29 protein-coding genes are annotated in these 21,977 nt (G+C 68.6%); 27 read left to right on the top strand and 2 right to left on the bottom strand.

Going from position 1 to position 21,977, the window contains the following annotated elements; genetic code table 11:
• Positions 1-106 precede the first annotated feature (106 nt).
• The 18 genes from ACIRON_RS02760 (at position 107) to ACIRON_RS02675 (ending at position 14,596) form a co-directional block, all read left to right on the top strand.
• Complete coding sequence (locus tag ACIRON_RS02760; RefSeq protein WP_402988633.1) at positions 107-1,498, top strand: phage major capsid protein; 1,392 nt, start codon at positions 107-109, stop codon at positions 1,496-1,498.
• Between the two features lie 3 nt (positions 1,499-1,501).
• Positions 1,502-1,996, top strand: a complete 495-nt coding sequence (locus ACIRON_RS02755; RefSeq protein ID WP_402988630.1) for a class I SAM-dependent methyltransferase — start codon at positions 1,502-1,504, stop codon at positions 1,994-1,996.
• Positions 1,993-2,547 (top strand): hypothetical protein, encoded by a 555-nt coding sequence (locus ACIRON_RS02750; RefSeq protein WP_402988628.1) that lies wholly within the window; start codon positions 1,993-1,995, stop codon positions 2,545-2,547. Before ACIRON_RS02755 ends, ACIRON_RS02750 begins: the two co-directional genes overlap by 4 nt.
• Position 2,548: 1 nt before the next feature.
• On the top strand, positions 2,549-2,836 hold the full coding sequence (locus ACIRON_RS02745; protein WP_402988625.1) for a hypothetical protein: 288 nt from the start codon (positions 2,549-2,551) through the stop codon (positions 2,834-2,836).
• Between the two features lies 1 nt (position 2,837).
• Complete coding sequence (locus tag ACIRON_RS02740; RefSeq protein ID WP_402988623.1) at positions 2,838-3,503, top strand: phage minor head protein; 666 nt, start codon at positions 2,838-2,840, stop codon at positions 3,501-3,503.
• Positions 3,500-4,030: a hypothetical protein gene (locus ACIRON_RS02735; RefSeq protein WP_402988620.1), complete on the top strand. Its 531-nt coding sequence runs from the start codon at positions 3,500-3,502 to the stop codon at positions 4,028-4,030. Before ACIRON_RS02740 ends, ACIRON_RS02735 begins: the two co-directional genes overlap by 4 nt.
• Complete coding sequence (locus ACIRON_RS02730; protein ID WP_402988618.1) at positions 4,030-4,437, top strand: DUF6093 family protein; 408 nt, start codon at positions 4,030-4,032, stop codon at positions 4,435-4,437. The genes ACIRON_RS02735 and ACIRON_RS02730 overlap by 1 nt, the downstream gene beginning before the upstream one ends.
• Positions 4,437-4,571: a hypothetical protein gene (locus ACIRON_RS02725; RefSeq protein WP_402988616.1), complete on the top strand. Its 135-nt coding sequence runs from the start codon at positions 4,437-4,439 to the stop codon at positions 4,569-4,571. Before ACIRON_RS02730 ends, ACIRON_RS02725 begins: the two co-directional genes overlap by 1 nt.
• Entirely contained in the window at positions 4,568-4,933 is a 366-nt protein-coding gene (locus ACIRON_RS02720; protein WP_402988613.1) for a hypothetical protein, read from the top strand. Before ACIRON_RS02725 ends, ACIRON_RS02720 begins: the two co-directional genes overlap by 4 nt.
• Positions 4,933-5,349, top strand: coding sequence for a hypothetical protein (locus ACIRON_RS02715; RefSeq protein ID WP_402988611.1), 417 nt, complete (start codon positions 4,933-4,935; stop codon positions 5,347-5,349). The genes ACIRON_RS02720 and ACIRON_RS02715 overlap by 1 nt, the downstream gene beginning before the upstream one ends.
• 9 nt (positions 5,350-5,358) lie before the next feature.
• Positions 5,359-5,619: a hypothetical protein gene (locus tag ACIRON_RS02710; RefSeq protein WP_402988608.1), complete on the top strand. Its 261-nt coding sequence runs from the start codon at positions 5,359-5,361 to the stop codon at positions 5,617-5,619.
• A complete protein-coding gene (locus tag ACIRON_RS02705; RefSeq protein ID WP_402988605.1) occupies positions 5,616-6,152 on the top strand; it encodes a hypothetical protein in 537 nt (178 codons plus the stop codon). Before ACIRON_RS02710 ends, ACIRON_RS02705 begins: the two co-directional genes overlap by 4 nt.
• A gap of 69 nt (positions 6,153-6,221) precedes the next feature.
• Positions 6,222-6,401 carry a hypothetical protein gene (locus ACIRON_RS02700; protein ID WP_402988602.1) on the top strand — a complete coding sequence of 60 codons (180 nt, stop codon included), beginning with the start codon at positions 6,222-6,224 and terminating at the stop codon, positions 6,399-6,401.
• A gap of 1 nt (position 6,402) precedes the next feature.
• Positions 6,403-6,999 (top strand): hypothetical protein, encoded by a 597-nt coding sequence (locus tag ACIRON_RS02695; protein WP_402988599.1) that lies wholly within the window; start codon positions 6,403-6,405, stop codon positions 6,997-6,999.
• Positions 7,000-7,148: 149 nt separating this feature from the next.
• Complete coding sequence (locus ACIRON_RS02690; RefSeq protein ID WP_402988596.1) at positions 7,149-7,466, top strand: hypothetical protein; 318 nt, start codon at positions 7,149-7,151, stop codon at positions 7,464-7,466.
• Positions 7,450-11,196 (top strand): hypothetical protein, encoded by a 3,747-nt coding sequence (locus ACIRON_RS02685; protein WP_402988593.1) that lies wholly within the window; start codon positions 7,450-7,452, stop codon positions 11,194-11,196. Before ACIRON_RS02690 ends, ACIRON_RS02685 begins: the two co-directional genes overlap by 17 nt.
• A complete protein-coding gene (locus tag ACIRON_RS02680) occupies positions 11,193-13,595 on the top strand; it encodes a hypothetical protein (RefSeq protein ID WP_402988590.1) in 2,403 nt (800 codons plus the stop codon). Before ACIRON_RS02685 ends, ACIRON_RS02680 begins: the two co-directional genes overlap by 4 nt.
• Positions 13,595-14,596 carry a hypothetical protein gene (locus ACIRON_RS02675; protein ID WP_402988587.1) on the top strand — a complete coding sequence of 334 codons (1,002 nt, stop codon included), beginning with the start codon at positions 13,595-13,597 and terminating at the stop codon, positions 14,594-14,596. The genes ACIRON_RS02680 and ACIRON_RS02675 overlap by 1 nt, the downstream gene beginning before the upstream one ends.
• Before the next feature lie 55 nt (positions 14,597-14,651).
• Here ACIRON_RS02675 and ACIRON_RS02670 read toward each other — a convergent pair whose 3' ends face one another.
• Positions 14,652-14,831, bottom strand: a complete 180-nt coding sequence (locus tag ACIRON_RS02670; RefSeq protein ID WP_402988584.1) for a hypothetical protein — start codon at positions 14,829-14,831, stop codon at positions 14,652-14,654.
• A gap of 95 nt (positions 14,832-14,926) precedes the next feature.
• On the opposite strand from ACIRON_RS02670, the gene ACIRON_RS02665 reads away from it, so the two are divergent.
• The 9 genes from ACIRON_RS02665 to ACIRON_RS02625 all read left to right on the top strand — a co-directional run bounded on the left by ACIRON_RS02665 (position 14,927) and on the right by ACIRON_RS02625 (position 21,718).
• On the top strand, positions 14,927-15,391 hold the full coding sequence (locus tag ACIRON_RS02665) for a hypothetical protein (protein ID WP_402988581.1): 465 nt from the start codon (positions 14,927-14,929) through the stop codon (positions 15,389-15,391).
• Positions 15,391-15,738 (top strand): hypothetical protein, encoded by a 348-nt coding sequence (locus ACIRON_RS02660; RefSeq protein WP_402988578.1) that lies wholly within the window; start codon positions 15,391-15,393, stop codon positions 15,736-15,738. Before ACIRON_RS02665 ends, ACIRON_RS02660 begins: the two co-directional genes overlap by 1 nt.
• Positions 15,739-15,748: 10 nt before the next feature.
• Complete coding sequence (locus ACIRON_RS02655; protein WP_402988575.1) at positions 15,749-15,889, top strand: hypothetical protein; 141 nt, start codon at positions 15,749-15,751, stop codon at positions 15,887-15,889.
• Positions 15,890-15,955: 66 nt separating this feature from the next.
• On the top strand, positions 15,956-16,255 hold the full coding sequence (locus ACIRON_RS02650; protein ID WP_402988572.1) for a hypothetical protein: 300 nt from the start codon (positions 15,956-15,958) through the stop codon (positions 16,253-16,255).
• A 79-nt stretch (positions 16,256-16,334) separates the two neighbouring features.
• Positions 16,335-17,843, top strand: a complete 1,509-nt coding sequence (locus tag ACIRON_RS02645) for an endonuclease/exonuclease/phosphatase family protein (RefSeq protein ID WP_402988569.1) — start codon at positions 16,335-16,337, stop codon at positions 17,841-17,843.
• A gap of 1 nt (position 17,844) precedes the next feature.
• The gene (locus ACIRON_RS02640) at positions 17,845-18,084 is read left to right on the top strand and encodes a hypothetical protein (protein ID WP_402988566.1); all 240 of its coding nucleotides are present in this window, start codon (positions 17,845-17,847) and stop codon (positions 18,082-18,084) included.
• Entirely contained in the window at positions 18,081-18,296 is a 216-nt protein-coding gene (locus tag ACIRON_RS02635) for a hypothetical protein (RefSeq protein ID WP_402988563.1), read from the top strand. The genes ACIRON_RS02640 and ACIRON_RS02635 overlap by 4 nt, the downstream gene beginning before the upstream one ends.
• Before the next feature lie 108 nt (positions 18,297-18,404).
• The gene (locus ACIRON_RS02630; protein WP_402988560.1) at positions 18,405-19,541 is read left to right on the top strand and encodes a hypothetical protein; all 1,137 of its coding nucleotides are present in this window, start codon (positions 18,405-18,407) and stop codon (positions 19,539-19,541) included.
• Positions 19,541-21,718 carry a DUF4082 domain-containing protein gene (locus ACIRON_RS02625; protein WP_402988557.1) on the top strand — a complete coding sequence of 726 codons (2,178 nt, stop codon included), beginning with the start codon at positions 19,541-19,543 and terminating at the stop codon, positions 21,716-21,718. Before ACIRON_RS02630 ends, ACIRON_RS02625 begins: the two co-directional genes overlap by 1 nt.
• On the opposite strand, the gene ACIRON_RS02620 is transcribed toward ACIRON_RS02625, so the two are convergent.
• Positions 21,715-21,927 (bottom strand): hypothetical protein, encoded by a 213-nt coding sequence (locus tag ACIRON_RS02620; protein WP_402988554.1) that lies wholly within the window; start codon positions 21,925-21,927, stop codon positions 21,715-21,717. The genes ACIRON_RS02625 and ACIRON_RS02620 overlap by 4 nt on opposite strands.
• Positions 21,928-21,977: the final 50 nt, after the last annotated feature.

Genomic DNA, 21,977 nt, shown 5'->3' with positions numbered 1-21,977 from the left:
CTCGCCGCAGCACCCGGACCTCCAAGGTCCGCGCCGCTGCACCTGCTGACGTCGCGCCGTGCCACCCGAGCGATCCCTACCACTTCGACCCGAAAGGGGAACGCTCATGGACGAGCGTCTGAAGCGGCTGATCGCCAAGCGTGAGGCCGTATCCAAGGAGCGCGAGCAGAAGCTCGCCGCCCGCAAGGCCATCGTCGATGTCGCCGAGGGTGAGGCCCGCGAGGACCTCCTGCCCGAGGAGGACACCGAGTTCCGCGTGCTCACCGCGGCTGTCAAGGAGTTCGACGAGACCATCAAGGGTCTCGACGAGCGTATCCAGGAGTTGGCCGACGAGGAGCAGCGCTCTGCCGGCATCACCGAGGGTGCCGCGGCCGTCCGCAAGGCGCAGGCTCGCGTGCAGTCCGTCAACGAGGGCCTGATCTACGCCAAGGGCAACGGTCGCTCCTACCTGCGCGACCTGGTCCGCAGCAACCCGACGTTCGGCCTCCCGGGCGCCGATGACGCCGTCGAGCGGCTCCAGCGCCACGCGACCGACATCGCAACCTCCCCGGAGTTCCGCGACCTCAACCGCACCGACGGCACCGGCGGCTACGCCGTTCCGCCGCTGTGGGTGATGCAGGGCTACGTCGAGCTCGCCCGCGCCGGCCGCGCGACCGCCAACGCGGTCACCAACATGGAGCTGCCCGGCGGCACTGACAGCATCAACATCCCGAAGATGCTCACCGGCACCGCCACCGCTGCCCAGGACGGTGACAACACCGCGGTCCAGGAGACCGACCTGACCGACACCAGCATCACCGCTGGCGTCAAGACCATCTCCGGTCAGCAGGATCTCGCCATCCAGCTGATCGACCAGTCGCCGATCAACTTCGACGAGGTCGTGTTCCGTGACCTCGTCGCGGACTACGCGACCAAGGTCGACGGCCAGGTCATCTCCGGGACCAACGCCAACGGTCAGGTCAAGGGCATCCTGAGCGCCACCGGCACCAACGCGGTGACCTACACCGACTCGGCACCGACCCTCGGGGCGCTCTACGCGAAGCTGGCCGACGCCATCAACCAGGTCCACACGGGCCGGTTCCAGTCGCCGACCGTCATCGTGATGCACCCGCGCCGCTGGGCGTGGATCATCAGCCAGCGCGACAGCACTGGCCGCGTCCAGGTGGTCCCGAACGGCCCCGCGTTCAACCAGCCGGGCACGTTCAGCGGCGTCACCGCCCAGGGTGCCGCGGGTACGCTCGCTGGCCTCCCGGTCATCGTGGACCCGAACATCCCGACCAACGTCTCGACCAACCAGGACCCGATCCTGGTCATGAAGGCCGACGACGTCTACCTGTGGGAGTCGAGCATCCGTTCGCGGGCCCTGCCTGAGGTCGGCTCTGGCACCCTCACGGTCCGCCTCCAGGTGTACGGCTACCTCGCCTTCACCGCCGAGCGGTACCCCGTGTCCATCAGCAAGATCACCGGCACCGGCCTCGCCACGCCGTCGTTCGTCTGATCGATGCACACCGAAGCACTGGCCTGGGTCGTTGACTACGCCCCGGCTCTTGGCGACCCGGCCAGTGTCCTCGACATCGGCGGGCGAGACGTCAACGGAACGCCTCGTCACCTGTTCCCGTCTGCGGAGTACGTCTCCCTCGACGTGCTCCCGGGCGCGGACATCACCGCCGACGCAGCCACCTGGCAGCCTGACCGGCTCTACGACGCCGTGGTCTGTACCGAGGTGTTCGAGCACGCCGAGCACTGGCGAGACATCTGCCGCACCGCCCACAAGGCATGTGTGCCCGGCGGGGCGCTCGTCATCACCTGCGCCGGCCCTGGCCGCGCGCTCCACTCCGGTGTCGACGGAGGCCCGGCCCTGCACCCTGGCGAGTGGTACTGCAACGTCTCCGCCGCCGAGCTCCGCGACGCCCTGGAGACTGCCGGGTGGACGGTGCTCGCCTGCGAGGAGTCCGGCGCCGACACACGCGCCTTCGCGACGAAGGAGCCCCGGTGAGACTGATCCGCTCCTGGCCCGAGCACGTCCCTGAAGGGCGCGCGCACGTCGTCGACTCGATCCCCCGCTTCATCATGCGGGACTACGACTACCGCGGCGTCGAGGAGATGCTGCGGCCCGGTGACGACGGCCTCGTGATCCTCGAATGGGACATGGCATGCCACCCGGACGAGCTGCGGCTGTTCCTCGAGATGTGCCGCGACGAGCCTGACCGGGTTCGGGTGGCGCCGTACCGGATCTGGTCACGCACCGAGCTTGACGACTTCCTCCCGCAGGAGCAACAGGTCTGGTGCCTGCGCCGCTACACCGACGAGGGCAAGTCAGCGATGCGGTTCTGTACCCCCGGCGACACCCACGCCCACCTGTTCGGACTCGGGCTCACCTACATCCCCCGAGATGTGCTCCTCGAGCACGCGGCGAACTTCCCCGGCCACTTCTCCGACGGCTCGTTCTCCGCGTGGCACTACGAGTACGTCGAGCGTGAGACCCCGATCACCTGGGACGTCCGCCCGGTCCACCTGCACTACCCCGTCCGCGAGATAGGAGCCTGACGTGACAGTCGGCCGCAAGAACCAGGAAGACAGCCCCACCCCCGAGGGCCCTTCGGACTACGTGCGGGCGCTTGCCAACGAGTACCGCGGCTACGAGCGAGCACACATCGGCGCCCGCCTCCTTCAGGTATCCGAGGAGCTCGCCAAGCAGGGCTACACGGTCGACAAGGAGGGCGCGCTCGTGGAGCTCGGCCGCCAGTCGACCGCCGAGAAGAAGGCGGCCCCGCGTCCTCGCAAGGAGAACGCTGCCGCCGCGCCCGCCCCCGAGCGGGCCACCCCGAAGGACTGACGTGGCCGACCCGGGCACCGCCCAGGAAGAGGCCCGGGAGCCCCACGTCGTGGCCATCGCGGCCGCGCTGCTCGCTTTCTACGAACTCCTTGAGCCCGAGGTCCTCGGCCGCCTCGCCGACGGCCTGAAGAACCTCATCCCGTCCTTGTGGTCGGCCAGGCTCACGGAGGCGGTCGTTGAGCCGCTGCTCGATGCTGGTCATGACCTCGGCGAGCGTATCGCTGCCGAGATCTCCGACGAGCCCGTGTTCGACCCGAGCACGCTCGATGCCTACCTCGAGCAGATGGCGGAGAACTACGGCGTCCAGCACGTCGCCAACCTGCGCGAGATGGTCAACGAGGCCGCGCGCGAGGTCGAGGCCGAAGCAGAGGCCGAGGTGGCGAGGCTTCTCCAGGCCGAGAAGGACCGCGCCGAGCAGGTTGCCACCGAGCAGGTCAACAAGGTCGCCAACTTCGCCGGCCTCGACGCCGCCAAGGCCGAGGGCATGACCACGAAGACCTGGCACACCGGGCCCAACTCGCGCGCGACTCATGCGGCCCAGGACGGCCTGACGATCGGCATCGATGAGCGCTTCCCCAACGGCCAGCGCTTCCCCGGATCCCCGGCACCGCCCGAGGAGACCGCGAACTGCAACTGCGACCTGACGTTCGGGACGGAGGACTCATGACCAACGCCTGGGAAGTCACCCCCGCCAGCCTCGCGCCGATCGCCGGCGTCACCTATGCCCAGGAAGTCATCGACGTCGCGGTCCTCGCCGTCAAGAACTACCTCGGCTGGCCCGTTGCCCCGCGCGGCCTGCGCACAGTCATCCTCGACGGCAACCACACCCAGAAGCTCGTGCTCCCCAGCCTCGACCCCGACGCCGAGGTCCTCGGCGTTCGCGATGTCACCGGCGACAGCCCTGTCGCGCTCAACGGCTGGCGCAAGCTCGGCCGCCCGATCCTATTCAGGGCCGAGGGCTGGCCGTGCGGCGAGGGTGCCATCGAGGTCGACCTCGAGGATGGGTACGCCACGCTCCCGGTCGACCTGCTCCCAATGGTCGCGAACGCCTGCGCAAACCAGACCAGCACCACTGGCGGCGTCCTGAAGACGGTCAGCATCGACGACTACTCCGAGGGCTACGACACCACGGGCGCATCAGCTGCCGGCCCGACGAAGTTGCATCCCTACCGGCTCCCGAGAAAGACGGCCTGATGCAGGGGCTGCAAGGCGCGCTGACCCGGGGTCGTGCGGCCGCCGAGTCCCGCATGACCTCCCGCTGCACCATCCGCCGCAAGACGGACAACACGGTCACCGTCGACAACCTCGAGGTCCCCGAGTGGGAGGTCGTCCACACCAACCTCCCCTGCCGCATCGCGAGCAGCCAGGGCGCCACGAAGTCGCGCACGCAGTCCCCCGGCGGTGTCGAGGTCGAGCGCAGCACCCCGCGCCTCGACCTCCCGGCATCGACCGCCGACCTGCGCGACGGCGACCTCGCGGAGATCACCTCCGGCGAGAACACCGGCCGCGTCGTCCGGCTCCGCGAGGCCGACTGGCAAGACCAGGCGACCGCTCGCCGTATCCCCGTCGAGGCGACCGAGCGACCAGAGGAGTGGACCTGATGGCCGAACGCCGCGAGCCCGTCGAGCTGAAGATCAACGAGGAGTTCGTCAGGGACCTGCTCGAGACCCTGCCCCGGATCCGTGAGGCCGCGAAGCGCCTCGACGCCGCCCTGAAGCCCAGGGACGACGAATGATCATCCACGTCGAGCACTCTGGCGTCACCGACCTGGCCGCCGACCTGCGCACCATCGCCGTCGAGGCTGGTGCTCGCATGGCCCCCGTCGTGGACAAGAACGTCCGCCTTGGCGAGCGCACGGCCAAGCGGCTGGCGAAGGCCTCCTCTGGCCTGCACGGCAAGAACTACTTCAAGCGCATCACCTCCGAGTCTCACGGCCTCGAAGGCGAGTGGGGCCCGCACGACGGCGGCGTCCCGGTCGGCGGCGGCTGGCGTCACGGCGAGAACACCGACCAGGACCGATCGGCCGACCTGGTCGCGCCGAAGTTCGCCCGCGACGTCGCCAACGAGGCCGACAAACTCTTCTGGCCGGGTGCCTGATGGTCGCACCCACGGTCGACGTCAACGCGGCCTACGCGGCAGTCTCCGCTGAGATCGCTCCATCGCTCCCGACGGGCGTCAAGGTCTACCGCCCCGGCAAGGTCCCCGGCTGGAATGGCAACACTGGCTCGCTGCCCCAGATGTGGGTGCAGTTGACCATAGAGCGTCGCTACACCGAGACCACCCACGGTGTCCGCGCCCGGACCCGCACGGCATTCCGTGCCTACGTCCGGTCGGTCGCCGACACCGAGCACAACGCAGACGAGCTCACCCGCTGCTGCACCGAGGTTCTCGAGGACGCACTGCTGACCGTCGATGGCGACGCGTCGACGCCCGTGGAGCACGAGACCTCCGAGGCAGTGCGACCCGACGACGGCAAGTTCTCCGGGCTGACCGCCTTCACCTTCACCCTCTAGGAGCACCGCATGTCCGAACTCGTCCGCGTCCGCGCGAACGGCCGGGAGTTCAACGCCGGCCGCGCGCTCGCTACCCGCAGGGGATGGGAAGTCCTCGACGAGCCCACCCATCAGCGCGACGGCCGCCCGCGTCCCGAGACGCACGCCAACGGCCGCGCGCTGAAGCCCAAGACCACGGTCGCCAAGGCGGCCGAGGAGAAGAAGAAGGACACCAAGGCGGCGGTCATCGACTCCGAGTCCGCCCCGACTTCGGAAGGAACTGACCGATGACCCTCTTGCCCATGCCCGCCACCACGGCCACGTGGGGCCAGCAGTCCTACGTCGTGCTCTCCAGCGCGCCCGCCAGCCTGACGGCGATCACCGCCGCCGAGCTGACCGCCGGCGAGAACGTCTCCTGCTACCTGTACGGCGACTGGTTCCCCACCGCCGACACCGAGGGCGTCGCACGCGCCCGCAAGGCCTGCCAGACCCAGGTGACCCAGGCCAAGGGCAACACCACCTGGCAGACCCCGCCGCTGTCCTACTCGGCGAACCCGCAGACCATCGACACCCCGGGCAGCGCGGGCAACGAGGCCTACGAGGTCTTCGTCCCCGACAGCACCGTCTACGTCGTGAAGTTCATCGGCGTTCCTGGCCGCGAGGCTCCGGGCGCGACGGACGCCTACCAGGTGCTCCCGCTCGAGCTCGGCCCGCGCGTGTGGGCGCCGTCCCAGGACGACGCCGGTGGTGAGGCCTCGATCAACCAGGCCGCGTTCTTCGCCCCGGGCTTCTCGGCTCCGGTCGACGGCGTCATCGCTGCGTAATCACAGACGACTCCGGCCCGTCCGCCTGAGCGGGCCGGAGTCTTCATCAGGCATCGGGCAGGAGTAGTCATGAAGACCACACAGACCGTCATCCGCACCATCTTCAACCTGGCGCCGCTCATCCTCATGGGATGGGCCGCGACCGAGACCGCCGGCGTCCTTCACTGGCTGCTGCTGGGCTGGGTGGGGATGAACATCCTCATCTTCGCCATCGTCGCCAGCAAGTGGGCGGGCGAGAGGGCGGCCTGATATGCCGACCCTGGCTGAAGTCCGCGCCCGGAAGCAGACCCTCCCGACCCGCGAGAAGCGCGTGTGCCTCGACCTGGCCGCGATCTCCGAGGTCGAGGCGCTGGAGAACGAGAAGCGCAACCTCCTCGTTGAGGCCTCCGAGCGCGAGGAGCGTGGCCGTGCACGCAAGGCGTCCGAGGGTGAGAACCCCCGTCTCGCCGAGATCGAGGCCGAGATGGAGGCCCTCTTCGAGCGCATGCGCGAGTCGGAGGGATCCATCACCCTGCGCGCCGTCACGGGCGGCGAGTGGCACCGCTTCAAGGAGGCCAACCCCGCCCGTGGCGAGGACGACCCGAACCACAAGCTCGATGACAAGGTCGCCTGGGGCGTCTGCAACGCCTCGGTGTTGCTCGAAGAGCTCCCCCGCTTCGTGGCCGCATGGGACGGCGAGGAGCTCCAGCCTGGCGACTGGGTGACCATCGCCGACCAGCTCGCCCCCGCCGACCTGCGCGACATCGTCACCACCGTCGTGACGATGCACGAGAACCTGAACGGGGCGATCGTGCCCCCAAAATCTCGCAGCGGATCCGCGAAGACCGAGGGCTCCGCGACGAACTGAGCCTGGCTCAGTCGCTCGGGATCTCCTGGAAGCGGCTCAACGGCTGGGAGCCCGAGGAACGTCACGAGCACTACGACGCCGAGGGCAACCTGACCGGCTTCACGGTCGTAACCCGAGAAGCCGAGTGGGACGACGCCGAGCGGGCCAAGATGTCCGCCTACGTCGCCTACGAGCGCGGCGTCGGCCCCTGTGGCTACCACCACGCGGAGACGCGCGACAAGGGCAAGTTCTTCTTCGACATCGCCGAGATGACCTGTCCGGTCTGCGCCGCGCTCGAGGTCGACACGCGCATCCAGGGCGAGGCGCTCGACAAGTGGCTCAAGCAGTACGGCGAAGACGGCCCGCCCGCGTCCACGCGCCGCCCGGATGACGGGCGCGTCCGGTTTGCCGACCGGGTCCCGAAGGAAGAGGCGCTCGAGCGCATCCGACAAGCACGCGAGGGGGTGACCGATGGCAACTCGGACTGAGAAGGTCGTCCTCACCGCGGACGTCGGCGGCTTCACCTCCGCCGTCGCGCGCGCGCACGCCGAGACCGCGGTGTTGGACCGCCGCCTCGAGGCTCTGGATGGCTCCAGCATCAAGGCCAAGACCTCCCTCCGCGACGCCGAGAAGGGCGTCGACTCCTTCGGGAAGTCCGCGAAGCGCTCCTCGGCCGACCTCGACTCCTTCTCGGTGCGCCTCGGCCTGCTGGGCTCTGCTGCCGCCGCGATTGGCCCGTCGATCGTCCCGGTCTTCGCCGCCGCGGTGCCCGCCATTGGCGCCCTGTCGACCGGAATGGTCGGCGCGACCGCGGCGGCCGGCACGCTGCTGCTGGCCTTCAACGGTGTCGGCGACGCCATCTCTGCGGTATCCGACTACCAGCTCGAGCCGACCGCCGACAACCTAGCTAAGGTCAAGGCGGCCTTCGACGAGATCGGCCCCTCGGGTGCGCGTTTCGTCCTGGCGCTAAAGGAGATGCAGCCGGTCCTCGACGACCTGCAGCAGGCTAGCCGCGACGGGATCTTCCCCGGCTTCGAGCGCGGCCTAGACGAGCTCGTGTCCAAGGCTCCCGGGATCATCTCCTTCGTCGAGGACATCTCCGCCCGCGTTGGCGACCTCGGTGGCGACCTTGGTTCCGCGCTGGCGAACGACGCGGACCTGCAGGAGTTCTTCTCCTTCATCGACTCCGAGGCCGGCCCCGCCATGGAGGACTTCGGCCGCGCCACCGGCAACTTCATCGCCGGGATCCTCAACATGATCGAGGCGCTCTCCGGTCTCTCTGGCGGCGTCTCGGGCGACCTGCTGGAGATGTCCCGCTCCTTCCGCGAGTGGGCGGCCGGCATGGAGGACACCGAGGGCTTCCGCGAGTTCGCCGACTACATCCGCACCACCGGCCCCCAGGTCGCCGACTTCCTCGGCGCTCTCGGCGAGGCCCTGGTAGCGCTCACGACCGCCGTTGCCCCTTGGGGTGCGGTCGTGCTCCCCGTTCTCACGGCCGCCGCCAAGGCGTTCGCGGCGCTCGCCGAGTCACCCATCGGCCCGCCGCTGTTCGCTGCCGCGGCGGCCATGCTTGCGTTCAACAAGGCTTCCGCGCTGATGGGGCCATCGCTGACCAAGGCAAGCACCAGCGTCCGCACCCTCGGCGCTGACTTGCGCCTGCTGTCGACCGGGCTCACGACCTTCTCGTGGGAGCGCTCGGCTACCCAGGCTGCTGCCTTCGGAGCAGCCGCCGAGCGGACCAAGGGCAGACTGGCCAGCCTGCGCAAGGAGGCTGCGGCCGCGGGGCCGGGCATCGCGGCCTTCGCTGCACTGTCGACCGGCGCGGCCGACAAGGTAGGCCTCTCGAACACGGCGATGCTGACCATGGCCGGCTCCATGGCCGGACCCTGGGGAACGGCGATCGGCGCCGGCGTCGGCCTGACGATGGACCTCGCCGCGGCAAACGACGACCTCAAGAGCGCCCTCGACGGCGCGAGCCAGGCCATGTCAGGCGGCTCTCTAGACGCGATCACGAAGCAGATGGCCGCACTTCGCAAGGAGTACGACGCCATCAACACCTCTGACTCGTCGACGTTCGGCGAGCGCATCGGCGAGATCTTCTCCATCGACGCCAACATGGCCGCGATCACAGGCGAAGGCAAGAAGGCGGCGGCCGCACTCAAAGAACTTGAGTCCCAGAAGTCCGGACTCGAGGGTCTGGCCGTGGCGCTCGGCGCCAACAAGGACTCAGCCACCGAGATGGCCTCAGGTGTCGACCGCGCGCAGGTCGCGATGGACGCGCTCGGGATCTCGAACGAGGCACTCGGCCTGGCCTTTGCAGCAGGCGGCGTCGAGTTCGACATCCTGTCTGGCCGCATCCAGGAGTACGTCGCCAACAGTGAGTCGGTGGCAGGTCGCACAGCCAATGTCGGCGCCGCCATGGCGGCACTTGGCGGCGACGCGCTCGGGACCGCGGCCGCCGCCGACCAACTGAATGCCGCCCTAAACGACCTCTTTGGCCCGACGCTGAACCTTGAGGCCGCGACCGACCAGTGGCGCGCCTCGCTCAAGACTCTGCGCGACGAGCTGAACGCAGACGCGGGGTTCTCCAGCTTCACCGAAGCGGGCCGCAAGAACAACGAGCTGACGCGACAGTACGTCAACGACTCGGTCGACCGTCTCACTCAGCTGGCGGGCGCCACGACCACAACCGAGGCCGACATGGCCAAGGCTGTGCAGCAGACCCGCAACGAGTTCATCCAGTCCGGCATCGCCGCTGGGTTCTCGCGCAAGGAGATCACGGCACGCGCCGACGCGATGGGTCTTACCCCGGACCTGGTCGAGACGATCTTCAGGAACCTCGGCATCACCGAGGCTGACCTGAAGGCCCGCGAACTCAAGCGGTCCTACGACAAGTTGCCCAAGGAAGTCCGCTCGGACATCAAGGCGAACGGCATCCCGAAGTCCGAGGCGGACATCACGCGCCTGACGAAGAAGTATCACCTCACGCCCGACCAGGTGCGGACCCTTGCGCTGCTCAAGGACAACGCGTCCGGCCCGATCGCGGCGATTCTCCGCGAGCTCCTGAACCTCGACGGCCGCTCGGCGACGACCACCGTCCGCCACCGGACCATCAACGAGATCATCACCATCTCCAGCGGACAGCAGACCCGTCCTGACCGCCGCGTCCTGCCCGGCCAGACCTCTGCTGACGGAAGCTTTCAGGAGAACGGTGTCCGCGCGTTCGCAGACGGTGGCTACGGCATGGACGGGCGCTACTACTCCCGTCAGCCCATGCTCGTCTCGGGCGGCAAGAACATCCTGTGGGGCGAGAAGGAGACCGGCTGGGAGGCCTACATCTCCGGCAAGCCCTCCGAGCGCGACCGCAACCTGCAGATCCTGGGCATGGCTGCCGACCGTCTCGGCGCCAGTGTCACCGCGTTCGCCAGCGGTGGCATGGCGGGTGGCCGTCCGACCGTCCGTCGCACGGACCTCGTCGCAGCAGCGCTGTGGCAGTCGGGACACCGCGACCCGACTGCGTCCCTGATTGCGGGCATGACCGTCAGGCAGCTCGCGCGCCTGGGCCGTTCCTTCGACGACCTCTCGAGCAAGCGCCTCACCCGCTTCGGCCGTGGCCTCGAGCGCGCCTCCGACATCCAGGAGAAGCAGACCGAGGCCGCACGCACCCGATTCGAGAAGGTCCGCGACCGCCGCAACGAGCTCTCCTCCGGCATCGCCGACGGCCTCCGTGGCGACCTGTGGTCCGACACGGGCGGCTCCGCATTCGGCAAGCAGTTCGCGTCGGGCTCCATTGGCGCCGTGAACGCGCAGCTGCGCTCGGAGCGGGACCAGGCCAAGCAGTTCATCAAGGACATCGCGATCCTGCGCGATAAGGGCATCAACGGCGCGGCCTTGCAGGAGATCATCGCCGAGGGTGACTACGCCCGCGCCCGCACGTTCGCCTCCGGGTCCACTTCGGCGCTGCGCAGCTACGAGGCCGCCTTCAACGCGCGCCAGTCCGCCACTGCGGCGGCCGGTCGACTCGGTGGCCAGGTGCTCACGCCGGAGTTCAACGCTCTCCGTGCCGCCTATAACCGCCAGGTCGCTGAGCAGAAGGCGACCAACAGGCAGCTGGCCGCCCTCCGCAAGGAGCAGGGCCAGCGGCACGACGCGGCCCAGAAGTCGCGCAAGGACAACGGCGCCGGGCCGGCCGCGAAGAGGGGAGCACGGGGACGATGAGCGCTTCCTTCACCTGCGACGAGCTGGTGTTCCTGACCACCGACGAGGACGACCGCGCCGCGGACGCCGCTCAGGGCTGGCACTTCGAGCTCCTGGGTGATGACTGGGAGATGACCAGCGCCGAGCAGGCCATCGACGCCATCCAGTCCCAGCTGTTCGACGGCGAGGCGATCGCGACAGGGTCCTACGGGAACATGCCTGCAACCCTCCCGATCGCCATCGTCGGGACCGACTCTGCCCGACTGGCGCAGGGCGCGGCAGAGTTGATGCGCGTACTCAGGCGGCCGGGCATGCGATCGCTCACCTACATCGCCCCCGACGGCGCGAGCCCGGCCACCGTCTTCGACGTGCTGCACGCCCGCCCGGTCGCGCGCCTCGTCGACCGAGACGAGATGCAGATCCGCCGGCACTACGAGCTGACCCTGGCCTGCAAGCCGTTCCCGCGCTCGGACACCGAGATCGTCGCCGACGGTGAGCAGATCGCGGCCCCGTCCTTCACGCTCGTTGACAACGTCAACTCCTCGACCGCCTGGTCGACCCAGGACCCGCTGCGCACGGGCATCAGCTCCAAGGCATGGTCGCCGGCGCGCTACAACATCGCCACCAACGGCCTGGTCTCCGACCAGATCCGCTCACAGGGCTGGACTCGCGGCACCAACACCGTGGGGTTCGAGTGGAACACCCAGACGGGCACGACGGGCCACATCACCGCCTGGCGGTCGACGGTCTTCGAGACCACGTCGCGCCTGTACGTGAACTCGCCGAGGTGGACCCTACGAGGTACGGGCGCGCTGCGCCTGCGCCTGCGGATGGCATCGGAGTTCAACGCGTCCTTCGGTGTGCTCTACCGCTGGCAGAACACCACCGGTACCCAGATCGGAGCCGACCTCACCATCGCCGAGACGACGGTGGACGGCGACGTCGCCGCGCTGATTACGCCACCCGCCGGCGCGGTCACGGTGAGCATCCACCCCTACGCCCGCTTCCTCGACGCCAACGGCAAGAAGCGGGCCTGGGCGCTGCGCATGGTCTACCTCGGCCCCGACGGCTCCTCGTTCTGGGGGAACACCACCTCGACGACCTCGGTGGCCTACGACTGGACCGGAACCCCGTTCAACTCCCAGTCGGTCGAGCTGACCCCGGCATCCCTGACGCCCGGCACTGGACAGGTCTCGGTCACCGGATACGTCCACGGCGACTCCCGAATCGAGTTGCCGCTGGTTCGCGACGCGGACATCACCCCGACCACGACCTCCCCGTACATCGTCATCACGGGCACCCTGTCTCCGGCGACCTCCAACCCGCGAATGAGTCTGCGGATGCCGACGACAGGGTCGTTCGACCAGCCCGTCGGCACCTCCCCCGCGGTCCTGACCTACGGCGCCGACGGCTCGTTCAAGGCGTATTTCCGCGCCACGATGATGACCACGATGTCCTCGGTGTGCCTCTCGCTGCATTCGATGGGCTCCAACTCGACCTCCACCTCGGTCACCATGACCGCGACCCAGGTCGACCTCGCCACGAGCATCCCGCCCATCGGCACCGGACGCCAAGGCAAGTTCACCCTCGATGTCCAGGGCACCATGCCCGCCGAGGCGTCGCTGCAGGTCGCCAACACTGGCGGCGTCGGAACGAACGTGCTCATCTACACGGGCCCGGAGAACCCGAACTTCATGCCCGCGCTGTCCCCGTCGCTGGTCGCCTCTGGCACCGCGGACGGGGCAACGATCTCGAACAAGAAGTTCACGGTCCCGACCTCGATGGCCGGCACCGACACCTGGCAGGTGAGCCACGTCGGTCTGGAGTCCTCAACCTACGCACTGTTCGCGAAGCTCACAGGGTCCGGACTGACGACCGGGGCGGCGTACACGTTCTCGACGAGGCAGCAGACCTACTACGCCAGCGGCACCCCTTACGGCGAGACCGCCACCGTCACGGGCAAGATCATCGCGCCAGGAACCGGCTACACGGACGTCGCAATGATCGGCGTCCTACGGCTCCCGATCGTCGACACCAACCACCGCCCCGGCGGCCTGGAGGGACTGCGGCTATGGGTCTCTGGTGGGACATGGACTCTGGACGAGGCGTGGCTGTTCGACCTCGTCAACGGCCAACTCTCCCACATCAAGCCCTTCAGCGGCGGGTACTCGAACATCACCATCAAGGCCGCAGCGCCGGACTCACCGCAGCAGCGGTACTACACCGACGACGGCGGCGGCTCGATCCGCTCCCAGGACGCCCGGGTGCAGATCTGGGGCAACCACCGCCTCGACCCCGCCACCGGCTGCGACGTCTTCGCGGTCTGCGACACAGCGACACCCGCCCTATCGGTGTCGGCCTCGTACTTCCCGAGATGGGACATGTTCGCCGCGCCCCTGTCCGACGACGGGAACACCTGATGCAGGCCGAGCTGCAGGTCGGTGGCGTCTGGCTCTCCAGTCTTGGGCCATGGGGCGACCTCCAGGTCGAGGACCGCTGGCCGGGCGGCAACTACGAGGTCCGCTGCACGCTGGACCCGAAGGTGTCGCGCCGCCTCCCGGCCATCGTCAACGAGGCGGACGTGCGGCTCACGGTCGGCGGCGACCGCTGGGCGGGCACGCTCACCGAGTACGACCCCGAGACGGGCGACCTCGTCGCACAGGGCTACTACCGCCAAGGCGACGGCGTCCCCGCCCTCAACTCCTCCGGGATGACGACCACGACGCCGAATGCCGCCATCGACCGGGCCATCTCCTCGGGCTGGGTCAACTGGCGCCGTCCCGTCTCGCTGTCCTCCTCGCCCTACTCCTCCAGTGACGCCGCCGGCGATGCAACAGCCGAGGTGAACGCGCTCGGGTCACTCCTCGATGAGTGGGCAGCCGGGTCGGGGAAGCGGTGGGGCGTCGATGAGCAGCGCGTCGTCTACGCCACCGCCGACCCGAGCGAGGTCACACACCTACTCATCAACACCCCGGCGCCGGTCCAGTCCGGCCAGCGTGCCGCTGGGACCGTGGTCGCACGCTGGCAGAACTCCAGCGGCGCCTACGCGACCACCATCCGCGGCAACCTGCGGCCCATCGTGACCGTCGACTTCACGAACGCCGGGCCCCTGACCTCCGGCCAGGTGACCGCGCGCTGTGACCGCATCCTGTCCTCGAGCGCCGGCGCCGCCACGGTCGGAGGCTTCACCATCACCCGGGATCAGATCGTGGGCCGACCACACCTCTCCATCGTCCGCGCCGGCCAGCGAGTCTCGCTCGTCGACCAGGCGAGCCCCGACCTCTCGGCGCTCGCCCCATCGGTCGTCCTCGGCATCACCGTCTGGAACGTGGACGAGGACACGGTCGAGTGCACCCCGGTCGACGCGCCGGACCTCGACCTCCAGTCCATCATCGAGGCACAGGGAGGCATCGCGGCATGAGACCGAAACCCTTCCGTGGCGAGCCGGCGACGACGAAACGACGCGGCACCGTCTCCTACGGCGCGCTAACCAACGGCGCGAGTACGACCGGGGCAGTGACCTTCCCGACCCCCTTCGGGGCCGAGCCGGACATCACCATCACGACGACGTCCTCGCGCGTCACCATCGCGGTGACGTCCAGCTCGGCCTCCGGCTTCAACTGGTCGGCCAGCAACTGGTCTGGCGGCTCGGTCATCTCAGGACAGACCACGGCCCAATGGGTCGCCTGCGCTCCCTGACCATCACGACCCCGTCGTGATGCGGCGGGGCCTGAACCGAGAGGCGTAACCCATGCCGATTCCACTGCCCGAGAACGCCAGCTGGCGCGACCGGCTGTTCTACTACGAGTACCTGCCAGTCGCCCTCTACCTCTCGCTCGCAGGCTGGGCAGGGATCGTCACCGACGGCCGCATTAGCCCCGGGAGCCTCGACGCGCTACCCGGCTGGTTGTCCTTCATGTGGACGTACTCCATTGCGCTCGGCGGCCTCATCGCCCCGATCGGCGCCTTCACTGGCAAGACCCGGGTCGAGTCTGCGGGCTTGACCATGCTCGCGTGGGGCGCTGGTCTCTACGGCTTGGTCGGCATGGTCCTGCTGTGGCCCAACTCGGTTGCTGTTGTGGCCGTCTCTCTCGCGGTCGTCTCGATGTGTCTCATCCGGATGCGGAAGCTCAGCCTCTCGCGTCGTGCTCAGCAGGTCGCCGCCCGCCTCGCGCGCGCCGGCCATGCCGACGAGCAGGCCGAGGACGGTGAGTGATGGACCTTTCCACCATCGTCACAAGCGGCGGCATGGTCTCCGGTGCTGCCGCCGCGGGCTACTTCGCCAAGCTGACCTATGACGGCTGGCGAGCCGGTCGCACGGACCAGCGCACCGACCGAACCAGCGCCGTGACCGACGCAGCCACAGCGAACGCGACTCTCGTCAAGGCGATGGAGACGCTGGAGCGGGAGAACGTCCGCATGGCCAAGAAGATCCTGCACCTCGAGGAAGAGGCCGAGATCAAGGACCGCAAGATTGATGACCTCGAGGACCGACTGAACGGGGCAGTGCGACAGGTCGCTGAGATCGCCTCCGAGCTCTCGGACCTGAAGGCCGGACGCTAGGCCGAGTGCCATGGACGTGCGCCCGACCGCAGAGAAGGACCGAGTCGGCGCGCTGAGCCACGACCGCCCCTGTGGCCACTGCGGACACCCCGGCACGCACGAGCTGCTCTCCTGCGACCTGTGCCCCTGCCACGAGTCCGACCACACCTGACCACCGAGCCGCAACACCGCGGCCGGTTGCCCCGTGATGGGGCGTACCTCGAAAGAGGTGGGCGCGATGCCCAAGGAGTACATCAACAACCGCTGGTACGGCCAGAAGGCCACGCAGTATCTCGAGGACGCCGACGGCAAGCAGATCGAGAGCCAAGTGTCCGTCAGCGACGCGGCCGTCAAGGTCGGCTGGTCCAAGTCGAACGACGGTGGCGGCCTCGTCGAGGTCGCTGTCGTCCTCCTCCGCTCAGGAGTCGGCAACCCCGACATGGGCGCGGAGCACTCGCACATGGACCGCGACGGCATCAACCGCCTGATCCGCACCCTACGCAAGGCCCGCGACGCCGCGTTCGGCGCCGACGCCTGACGCACACCCCTGACTCGACCCCTGCGCCCCGGGATGAGGCGCGGGGGTCGTGCTCATCCCGATCATCCCTGGAGGAAGCATGTCGAACTACGCGAAGGCGAACCGCACGGCCCAGTGGTTCCAAGACGATTACCCAGGTTCCGTCCTCAACCTGACCGCCGACACGATGGTCCTGGTCGTCCACACGACCGAGGGCATGACGTGGCCCGGCTACAACGGTGGGGCGACCGCGCCGAACTACACCGGCCAGCCGCCCGTCGGAGACATCAAGGGTGCCTGGCGCGCCCACTTCCCCGACGAGCGCTCATCGCGCGCGCTGCGCAACCTCTCCGGCGGCGTGCAGACCAACACCCTGAACGCCGAGCAGGTCGAGCTCATCGGCACCTGCGATCCCGCCCACGCTCGGACCTGGGGCAGCAAGCGCGCGGGCATCGACTACGTCTACTGGCCCAAGGCCAACGACGAGCAGCTGCGCTGGCTCGCTGACTTCATCGCCGACATGCACAAGCGCCACGGTCTCCGGCTGACCTTCCCCACCTTCAAGGCGTACCCCGGCTCCTACGGCGCCAATGGCGTGCGGCTCTCGTTCGCGCAGTGGCGCAACTACGCGGGAATCTGCGGTCACCAGCACGTGCCGGAGAATGTCCACGGCGACCCGGGCAACATCAAGATGGCCAAGGTCATCGCCTTCGCCAAGGAGATGCTGTCCCCCGCGCCTCCGCCTGCTCCCGACCCGGTCACCACTCACACCCGCTGGGCGACCCGCGAGACCGGCGTGCACGCGACACCCGGCGGCAAGCTGCTCCGGAAGATCCCCGAGGGCTACAAGTTCCAGGTGGTCGACGGCTCGGGCCACGGCAACGACGGGTGGGTCGGGACCAGCGCCGGCAACTGGGTACTGGGCAAGGACACCACCGTCTGGGACCCCGCCGCCCCCGTCCGGTGCACCTACGTGACCTGGAACGTCGAGAACAAGGGCGACGCCGACGCTGCCCTCGACCGCGCCGAGGTCATCAAGATCTGCGCCGACGAGAAGCCGCACTACTTCGCGCTCCAGGAGGTCTACCGCGTCGACCTCGACGACATCCCGGGCTACCAGACCTACCGCGCCTGGGACGGCTACTCGGCCGACTCGGAGAATCGCGGGCAGGCCATCCTCGTCCGCAACGACGTGGCCATCAAGGTCAAGCAGGCGCTGGAGATGCAGGAGGAGTGGACCGGTCCGAAGATGGGGCTGTCCAAGGAGCCGCGTGTGCACCGCTACGTCACCGGCAACTATCACGCCGTCAATCTCCCCTTCGCCACGATCCATGTCCCGTTCCCTCCGGCCATCGAAGAGACGCGCCGGGCCGCCGTAGCGTGGCTCAAGGAGATGAGGGCCGCGCATGGGTGCGGCGTCATCGTCGGCGACTGGAACGCTCTGGCCGACGAACTGCAGGCGAAGGTCGGCACCCCCGCGGCCGCCAAGGTCGACGGCGGGGGACTCGACCGTGCTGTCTTCGTCGGCATGGAGAAGGTGTCCAGCAAGAACCTCGGAAACCGCGGTCGCTCGGACCATCCGGTCAAGATCTGGGTTCTCGAGGCCTGACGTGGAGCGGCTGCCCTGGGCCGGTCTCATCGGAGTCGGCGCCATCTTGGAAGCCATCGCGCTCCGCCAGCAGCGCAAGGCACCGCGGCGCTTCAAGATCCCCACTCTCTCGGACACGACCCGCTGGTTCTTCCACACCGACACCCCCGCCGGCCGCCTGGTCTTCTCCGCGTTCTGGGTGGGGCTGGGCGTCTGGTTCTACCGGCACATCCTCAAGCCCATCATCAAGGAGATGTCATGAGTGCTCTCACCGAGATCCTGCCCGCCAAGGGCCGCGCGATCGCCTATTCCATCTACGGCTTCCTCGGCGTCGGCCTCGGGTCCATCCCGGTCTACTGCGCCGCCACCGACGCCATCACGCCCACATGGTCCCTCGGCGCGCTCGCGGTCTACGCCTTCGTCGGCGCGCCGCTGTTCGGCGCGACCGCCGCAAGCAACACCCCTTCGGAGTAGCCCCTGATCGTGGCGCGCCACGTCCGCCGCCCCCCGGAGGCGTGGCGCGTCACCCCTGCCGCCGGTCCAGACCGACCGTCACCCTGACTGACAACCAAGGAGGGCGTCATGCCTCTGCCCAGCAACGTCGGCACCGGTACCGTGACCGGCAACTTCTCCGAGGACGCCATCCCCGGTGTCGTCATCACCAACTGGAAGGTCACGCTCGTCCCGTCGGCGCGACAGTTCTCCGACGTCACCGCGACGCCGCCGACCGTGACCTTCCTGAAGCCGTTCTACGAGGGCACTCTGGATGCCGACGGCGACCTCTCCATGGTCGTCCCGGCGACCAACGACCCGGACCTGAACCCGCTGGACTTCACCTACCGCGTGACGTACTCCTTCCCGGGTCTGGGCATGGACCCGCAGTCGTTCTACATCGAGGTTCCCGAAGGTGGCACCGTCAACCTCCCGGCGGTCAACCCCGTGCAGCAGTCCAACGGGGCGCTCATCGTCGAGGGCATCCCGAGCGGCGGGACCACGGGCCAGGTGCTCACCAAGGCGTCCGGGACGAACTACGACACCGAGTGGGCCGACCCGACGGGCGGAGGCGGAGGGGGCGCAGTCACCTCGGTCGCCGGGAAGACCGGCGTCGTCACGCTCGTCAAGGGCGACGTCGGCCTCGGCAACGTCGACAACACCAGCGACGCCAACAAGCCCGTCAGCACTGCGACGTCGACCGCCCTCGGGCTCAAGGCCGACAAGGCCTCCCCGACGTTCACCGGGACGCCCGCTGCCCCGACCGCAACCGCGGGCACCAACACGACGCAGCTCGCGACCACGGCCTTCGTGACCGCGGCCGTCGCTGCAGGCGGCGGCGGGGGCGGCGCAGTCGACTCGGTCAACGGACAGACCGGCGTCGTCGTGCTCGACGCCGCCGACGTCGGAGCCCGGCCGGATACCTACGTCCCGGCCTGGTCCGATGTCACATCCAAGCCCGCCGTCATCGCCGCCGGCGCAGATGCTGCCACCGCGCGCTCGGCGATCGGCGCCGGCACTTCCAACCTCACGATCGGCACCACGAGCACCACCGCCATGGCCGGCAACAAGACCGCGGTCGACCTCGGCGGCATCGTCTCGGACGTGACCGGCATCCCTGGCGCCTTCGTGCTCCCGAACGTCGTCGGCATCAGCGCGACGGACTACGCCGCACTGACCGACCCGGAGACCACCTACCCTGACGTCACGTTCCTGGTGCTCGGCTGATGAGGGCAAGACTCTTCTCCGAGACGTCCATCCTCGCCGTCTCCGGCGACCCCGGGCAGCCCTACAACTTCGGCACCCGCTTCTCTCCTACCGTGGCAGCCTCGGCCGTCGCGGTCTGGTTCCACTGGGGCTCGCGGAGCACGCCAGGGTCCGGCATCCCGATGAGCGACGTGGACGTCGGCATCGCCAACTCGGGCGGCACCATCCTGGGATCCACGACCGGCGTCACCGTGACCCGCGGATGGAACCGCGTGGAGCTGTCGTCGCCTGTCGCGCTGACCATCGGGCAGGCCTACATGGCCGTGGTCAAGATCCCCGACGGCACCTGGTTCTCACTGGCCACCGGGATGCACTCCAGTGAGCGCACCTCCAACGGCCTGACGTTCCCCGCGAACGCGGGCGCCTTCAACGTGGCAACCACGCTCACCGCGCCGACGAACTCGGACGCCAGGAACTTCGGTGTCGATGTCGAATGCACCGTCACCGTGACCCCGCCGACCCTGACTGGGTCGGCGGGCACCTGGGACATGGCGATGTACGGCAACCAGACCGAACTGGAGGCTGACGGCTGGGACATGGGCGGCACCTCCACAGGGACCAACACCTACTCCTCGGCCGGCGTGGGGCTCGCCGTCACCAGTACGGCGCAGCTGCCCGACCAGAACGTCATCTGGCGCGACCTGCCCGACGGCTGGCGCTCTGTCGAGATCGAGTGCAAGTGGACTCCCGGCGGCGTCACGTTCCGCACCGCGCGCCTCGGCGTCACTCGCGGCGACACCGAGTGGACGCAGGTCGCGTTCAACTACGGCGGGTTCCCCTGCTGGGAGACCTGGGCCCCCGCGGACCCGCTCTCCGACGTGGTCATCCGGCCCGAGTCCAACAAGGACATCAACCTCGACACCATCACCGCGCCGCGCTACATGCGCATCGACCGCACCGACGACGACCGGCTCGTGCTCATGTTCTCCGAGGACGAGAACGGCCGCTCGTGGCTCAAGGTCGCCGAGACCGACATGATCTTCGAGCCCGAGCAGTTCTTCTTCTACGGCTCCGGCGCCACCACCGGCACCTTCACCATCGCCTCGGTCACCGTCGGCACTGACCCGCTCCCACCCCCGCTCGCGAGCGGCACCCTCATCAAGGCCGGCGAGATCGCGAACCTGCGCATCGGGGGCCAGGTGGTCACCGCCGGCTACCTCAACGGCGAGTGGATCTATCAGCCGACCCTGACCGGCTCGTACGTCGGTCTCCAGCTCGAGGCACCCTCATTCCGGCCCTGGGTCGAGCTCCTCCCCGGCTCGACCGCCCAGTGCATGTGGACGCTCGAGGACAACAAGGTCTTTGCGACCGGCGACAAGCCGACCATCGACTTCGGGGTCTACGCCGAGCGCGAGATGCGCCTCTACGTCCTCGACGGCGGCGAGCCCGCCTTCGACCAGGTCAGCGTCCTCAACCTCGGATTCTCCCACCTCGACGACCCCGGCACCTACGGCCCGGGCCCGACCTACGACTGGGCCCCCCAGCCCGTCGTCGGCATCACCAACCTCGGCCTGCTCACCGGACTGACGTCGTTCATGGCGGCCAACTCGGTGCTGAAGACCGTCGACTTCAGCGGTATGGCTGACCTCGAGTTCATCGAGTGCTTCCATGCCGAGATCGAGACCGTCGACCTGACCGGCTGCAACAGCATCATCCGTCTCTGCCTGGAGTCGTGCCAGCTCGACTACCTCGACATGAACCCCATCAGCGACACCGTCAAGGACGTCCGCTGCGCCGCCACCCGCCACCCCAGCGGAACACTTACCCTCGAGCCCATCACCGGCACGATGGCGCAGGAGTACCACTACTGCGTGAGGGACCAGGTCATCGTGAACCACATCCCGCTGTCCAAGCAGCCGGTGCTCGAGGAGCGGTGGGACTGGAACACCAACGAGTCGACCATCGACTTCGCCAACATGCCGGCGACGGTGGACTCCTTCCAGTCCTACGGCAACCCCTGGGACGAGGCGACGGTCAACGGCATCCTCATCAAGCTCGACGACGACGGGCCCGCGATCGGGCTGGTCGACCTGAGCACGGGTATCGCGTCCTCGGGCGTGCCAGCGGCACCGACAGGCGCTGGCATCACGGCGAAGAACAACCTCATCGCCAAGGGCTGGACGGTGCTGACGAACTAGTAGCGCGTGCAGGTCGCCGAGGTGGCGTCGCCTTCACAGACGACCGTCGCCGAGTCGCCGTCGCTCGGGTAGACGAAGACCAGCCAGAGCAGGGCGACAGCGACGACGAACAGGACAGCGATGGTGGCGGCGAGGTCGCGCGGGCCCATGATGCGGAAGGTGTTGGTCAGCTTCCGCATCAGGTAGGTCTGCACCTGCTGCTGGGTCATACCTTGGATGGTCCGCCTGCGGGGTCCCTATTCGCAATAGCCCGTACGGA

Source organism: Nocardioides sp. NPDC101246, assembly GCF_044767415.1.
Taxonomy (GTDB): Bacteria; Actinomycetota; Actinomycetes; order Propionibacteriales; family Nocardioidaceae; genus Nocardioides.
Note: the sequence above shows the minus strand (reverse complement) of the source record. Positions and strands in the feature narration are given on the sequence as shown.

Coding starts and splice junctions, on each gene's coding strand:
- ACIRON_RS02755 (WP_402988630.1), top strand. CDS start 1,502: ATGCACACCGAAGCACTGGCCTGGGTCGTTGACTACGCCCCGGCTCTT.
- ACIRON_RS02630 (WP_402988560.1), top strand. CDS start 18,405: ATGCCTCTGCCCAGCAACGTCGGCACCGGTACCGTGACCGGCAACTTC.
- ACIRON_RS02715 (WP_402988611.1), top strand. CDS start 4,933: ATGGTCGCACCCACGGTCGACGTCAACGCGGCCTACGCGGCAGTCTCC.
- ACIRON_RS02730 (WP_402988618.1), top strand. CDS start 4,030: ATGCAGGGGCTGCAAGGCGCGCTGACCCGGGGTCGTGCGGCCGCCGAG.
- ACIRON_RS02635 (WP_402988563.1), top strand. CDS start 18,081: ATGAGTGCTCTCACCGAGATCCTGCCCGCCAAGGGCCGCGCGATCGCC.
- ACIRON_RS02685 (WP_402988593.1), top strand. CDS start 7,450: ATGGCAACTCGGACTGAGAAGGTCGTCCTCACCGCGGACGTCGGCGGC.
- ACIRON_RS02705 (WP_402988605.1), top strand. CDS start 5,616: ATGACCCTCTTGCCCATGCCCGCCACCACGGCCACGTGGGGCCAGCAG.
- ACIRON_RS02735 (WP_402988620.1), top strand. CDS start 3,500: ATGACCAACGCCTGGGAAGTCACCCCCGCCAGCCTCGCGCCGATCGCC.
- ACIRON_RS02695 (WP_402988599.1), top strand. CDS start 6,403: ATGCCGACCCTGGCTGAAGTCCGCGCCCGGAAGCAGACCCTCCCGACC.
- ACIRON_RS02725 (WP_402988616.1), top strand. CDS start 4,437: ATGGCCGAACGCCGCGAGCCCGTCGAGCTGAAGATCAACGAGGAGTTC.
- ACIRON_RS02655 (WP_402988575.1), top strand. CDS start 15,749: ATGGACGTGCGCCCGACCGCAGAGAAGGACCGAGTCGGCGCGCTGAGC.
- ACIRON_RS02670 (WP_402988584.1), bottom strand. CDS start 14,831: ATGACCGAGCCGCCAGACCAGTTGCTGGCCGACCAGTTGAAGCCGGAG.
- ACIRON_RS02665 (WP_402988581.1), top strand. CDS start 14,927: ATGCCGATTCCACTGCCCGAGAACGCCAGCTGGCGCGACCGGCTGTTC.
- ACIRON_RS02675 (WP_402988587.1), top strand. CDS start 13,595: ATGCAGGCCGAGCTGCAGGTCGGTGGCGTCTGGCTCTCCAGTCTTGGG.
- ACIRON_RS02690 (WP_402988596.1), top strand. CDS start 7,149: ATGTCCGCCTACGTCGCCTACGAGCGCGGCGTCGGCCCCTGTGGCTAC.
- ACIRON_RS02660 (WP_402988578.1), top strand. CDS start 15,391: ATGGACCTTTCCACCATCGTCACAAGCGGCGGCATGGTCTCCGGTGCT.
- ACIRON_RS02680 (WP_402988590.1), top strand. CDS start 11,193: ATGAGCGCTTCCTTCACCTGCGACGAGCTGGTGTTCCTGACCACCGAC.
- ACIRON_RS02645 (WP_402988569.1), top strand. CDS start 16,335: ATGTCGAACTACGCGAAGGCGAACCGCACGGCCCAGTGGTTCCAAGAC.
- ACIRON_RS02620 (WP_402988554.1), bottom strand. CDS start 21,927: ATGACCCAGCAGCAGGTGCAGACCTACCTGATGCGGAAGCTGACCAAC.
- ACIRON_RS02700 (WP_402988602.1), top strand. CDS start 6,222: ATGAAGACCACACAGACCGTCATCCGCACCATCTTCAACCTGGCGCCG.
- ACIRON_RS02720 (WP_402988613.1), top strand. CDS start 4,568: ATGATCATCCACGTCGAGCACTCTGGCGTCACCGACCTGGCCGCCGAC.
- ACIRON_RS02710 (WP_402988608.1), top strand. CDS start 5,359: ATGTCCGAACTCGTCCGCGTCCGCGCGAACGGCCGGGAGTTCAACGCC.
- ACIRON_RS02650 (WP_402988572.1), top strand. CDS start 15,956: ATGCCCAAGGAGTACATCAACAACCGCTGGTACGGCCAGAAGGCCACG.
- ACIRON_RS02625 (WP_402988557.1), top strand. CDS start 19,541: ATGAGGGCAAGACTCTTCTCCGAGACGTCCATCCTCGCCGTCTCCGGC.
- ACIRON_RS02760 (WP_402988633.1), top strand. CDS start 107: ATGGACGAGCGTCTGAAGCGGCTGATCGCCAAGCGTGAGGCCGTATCC.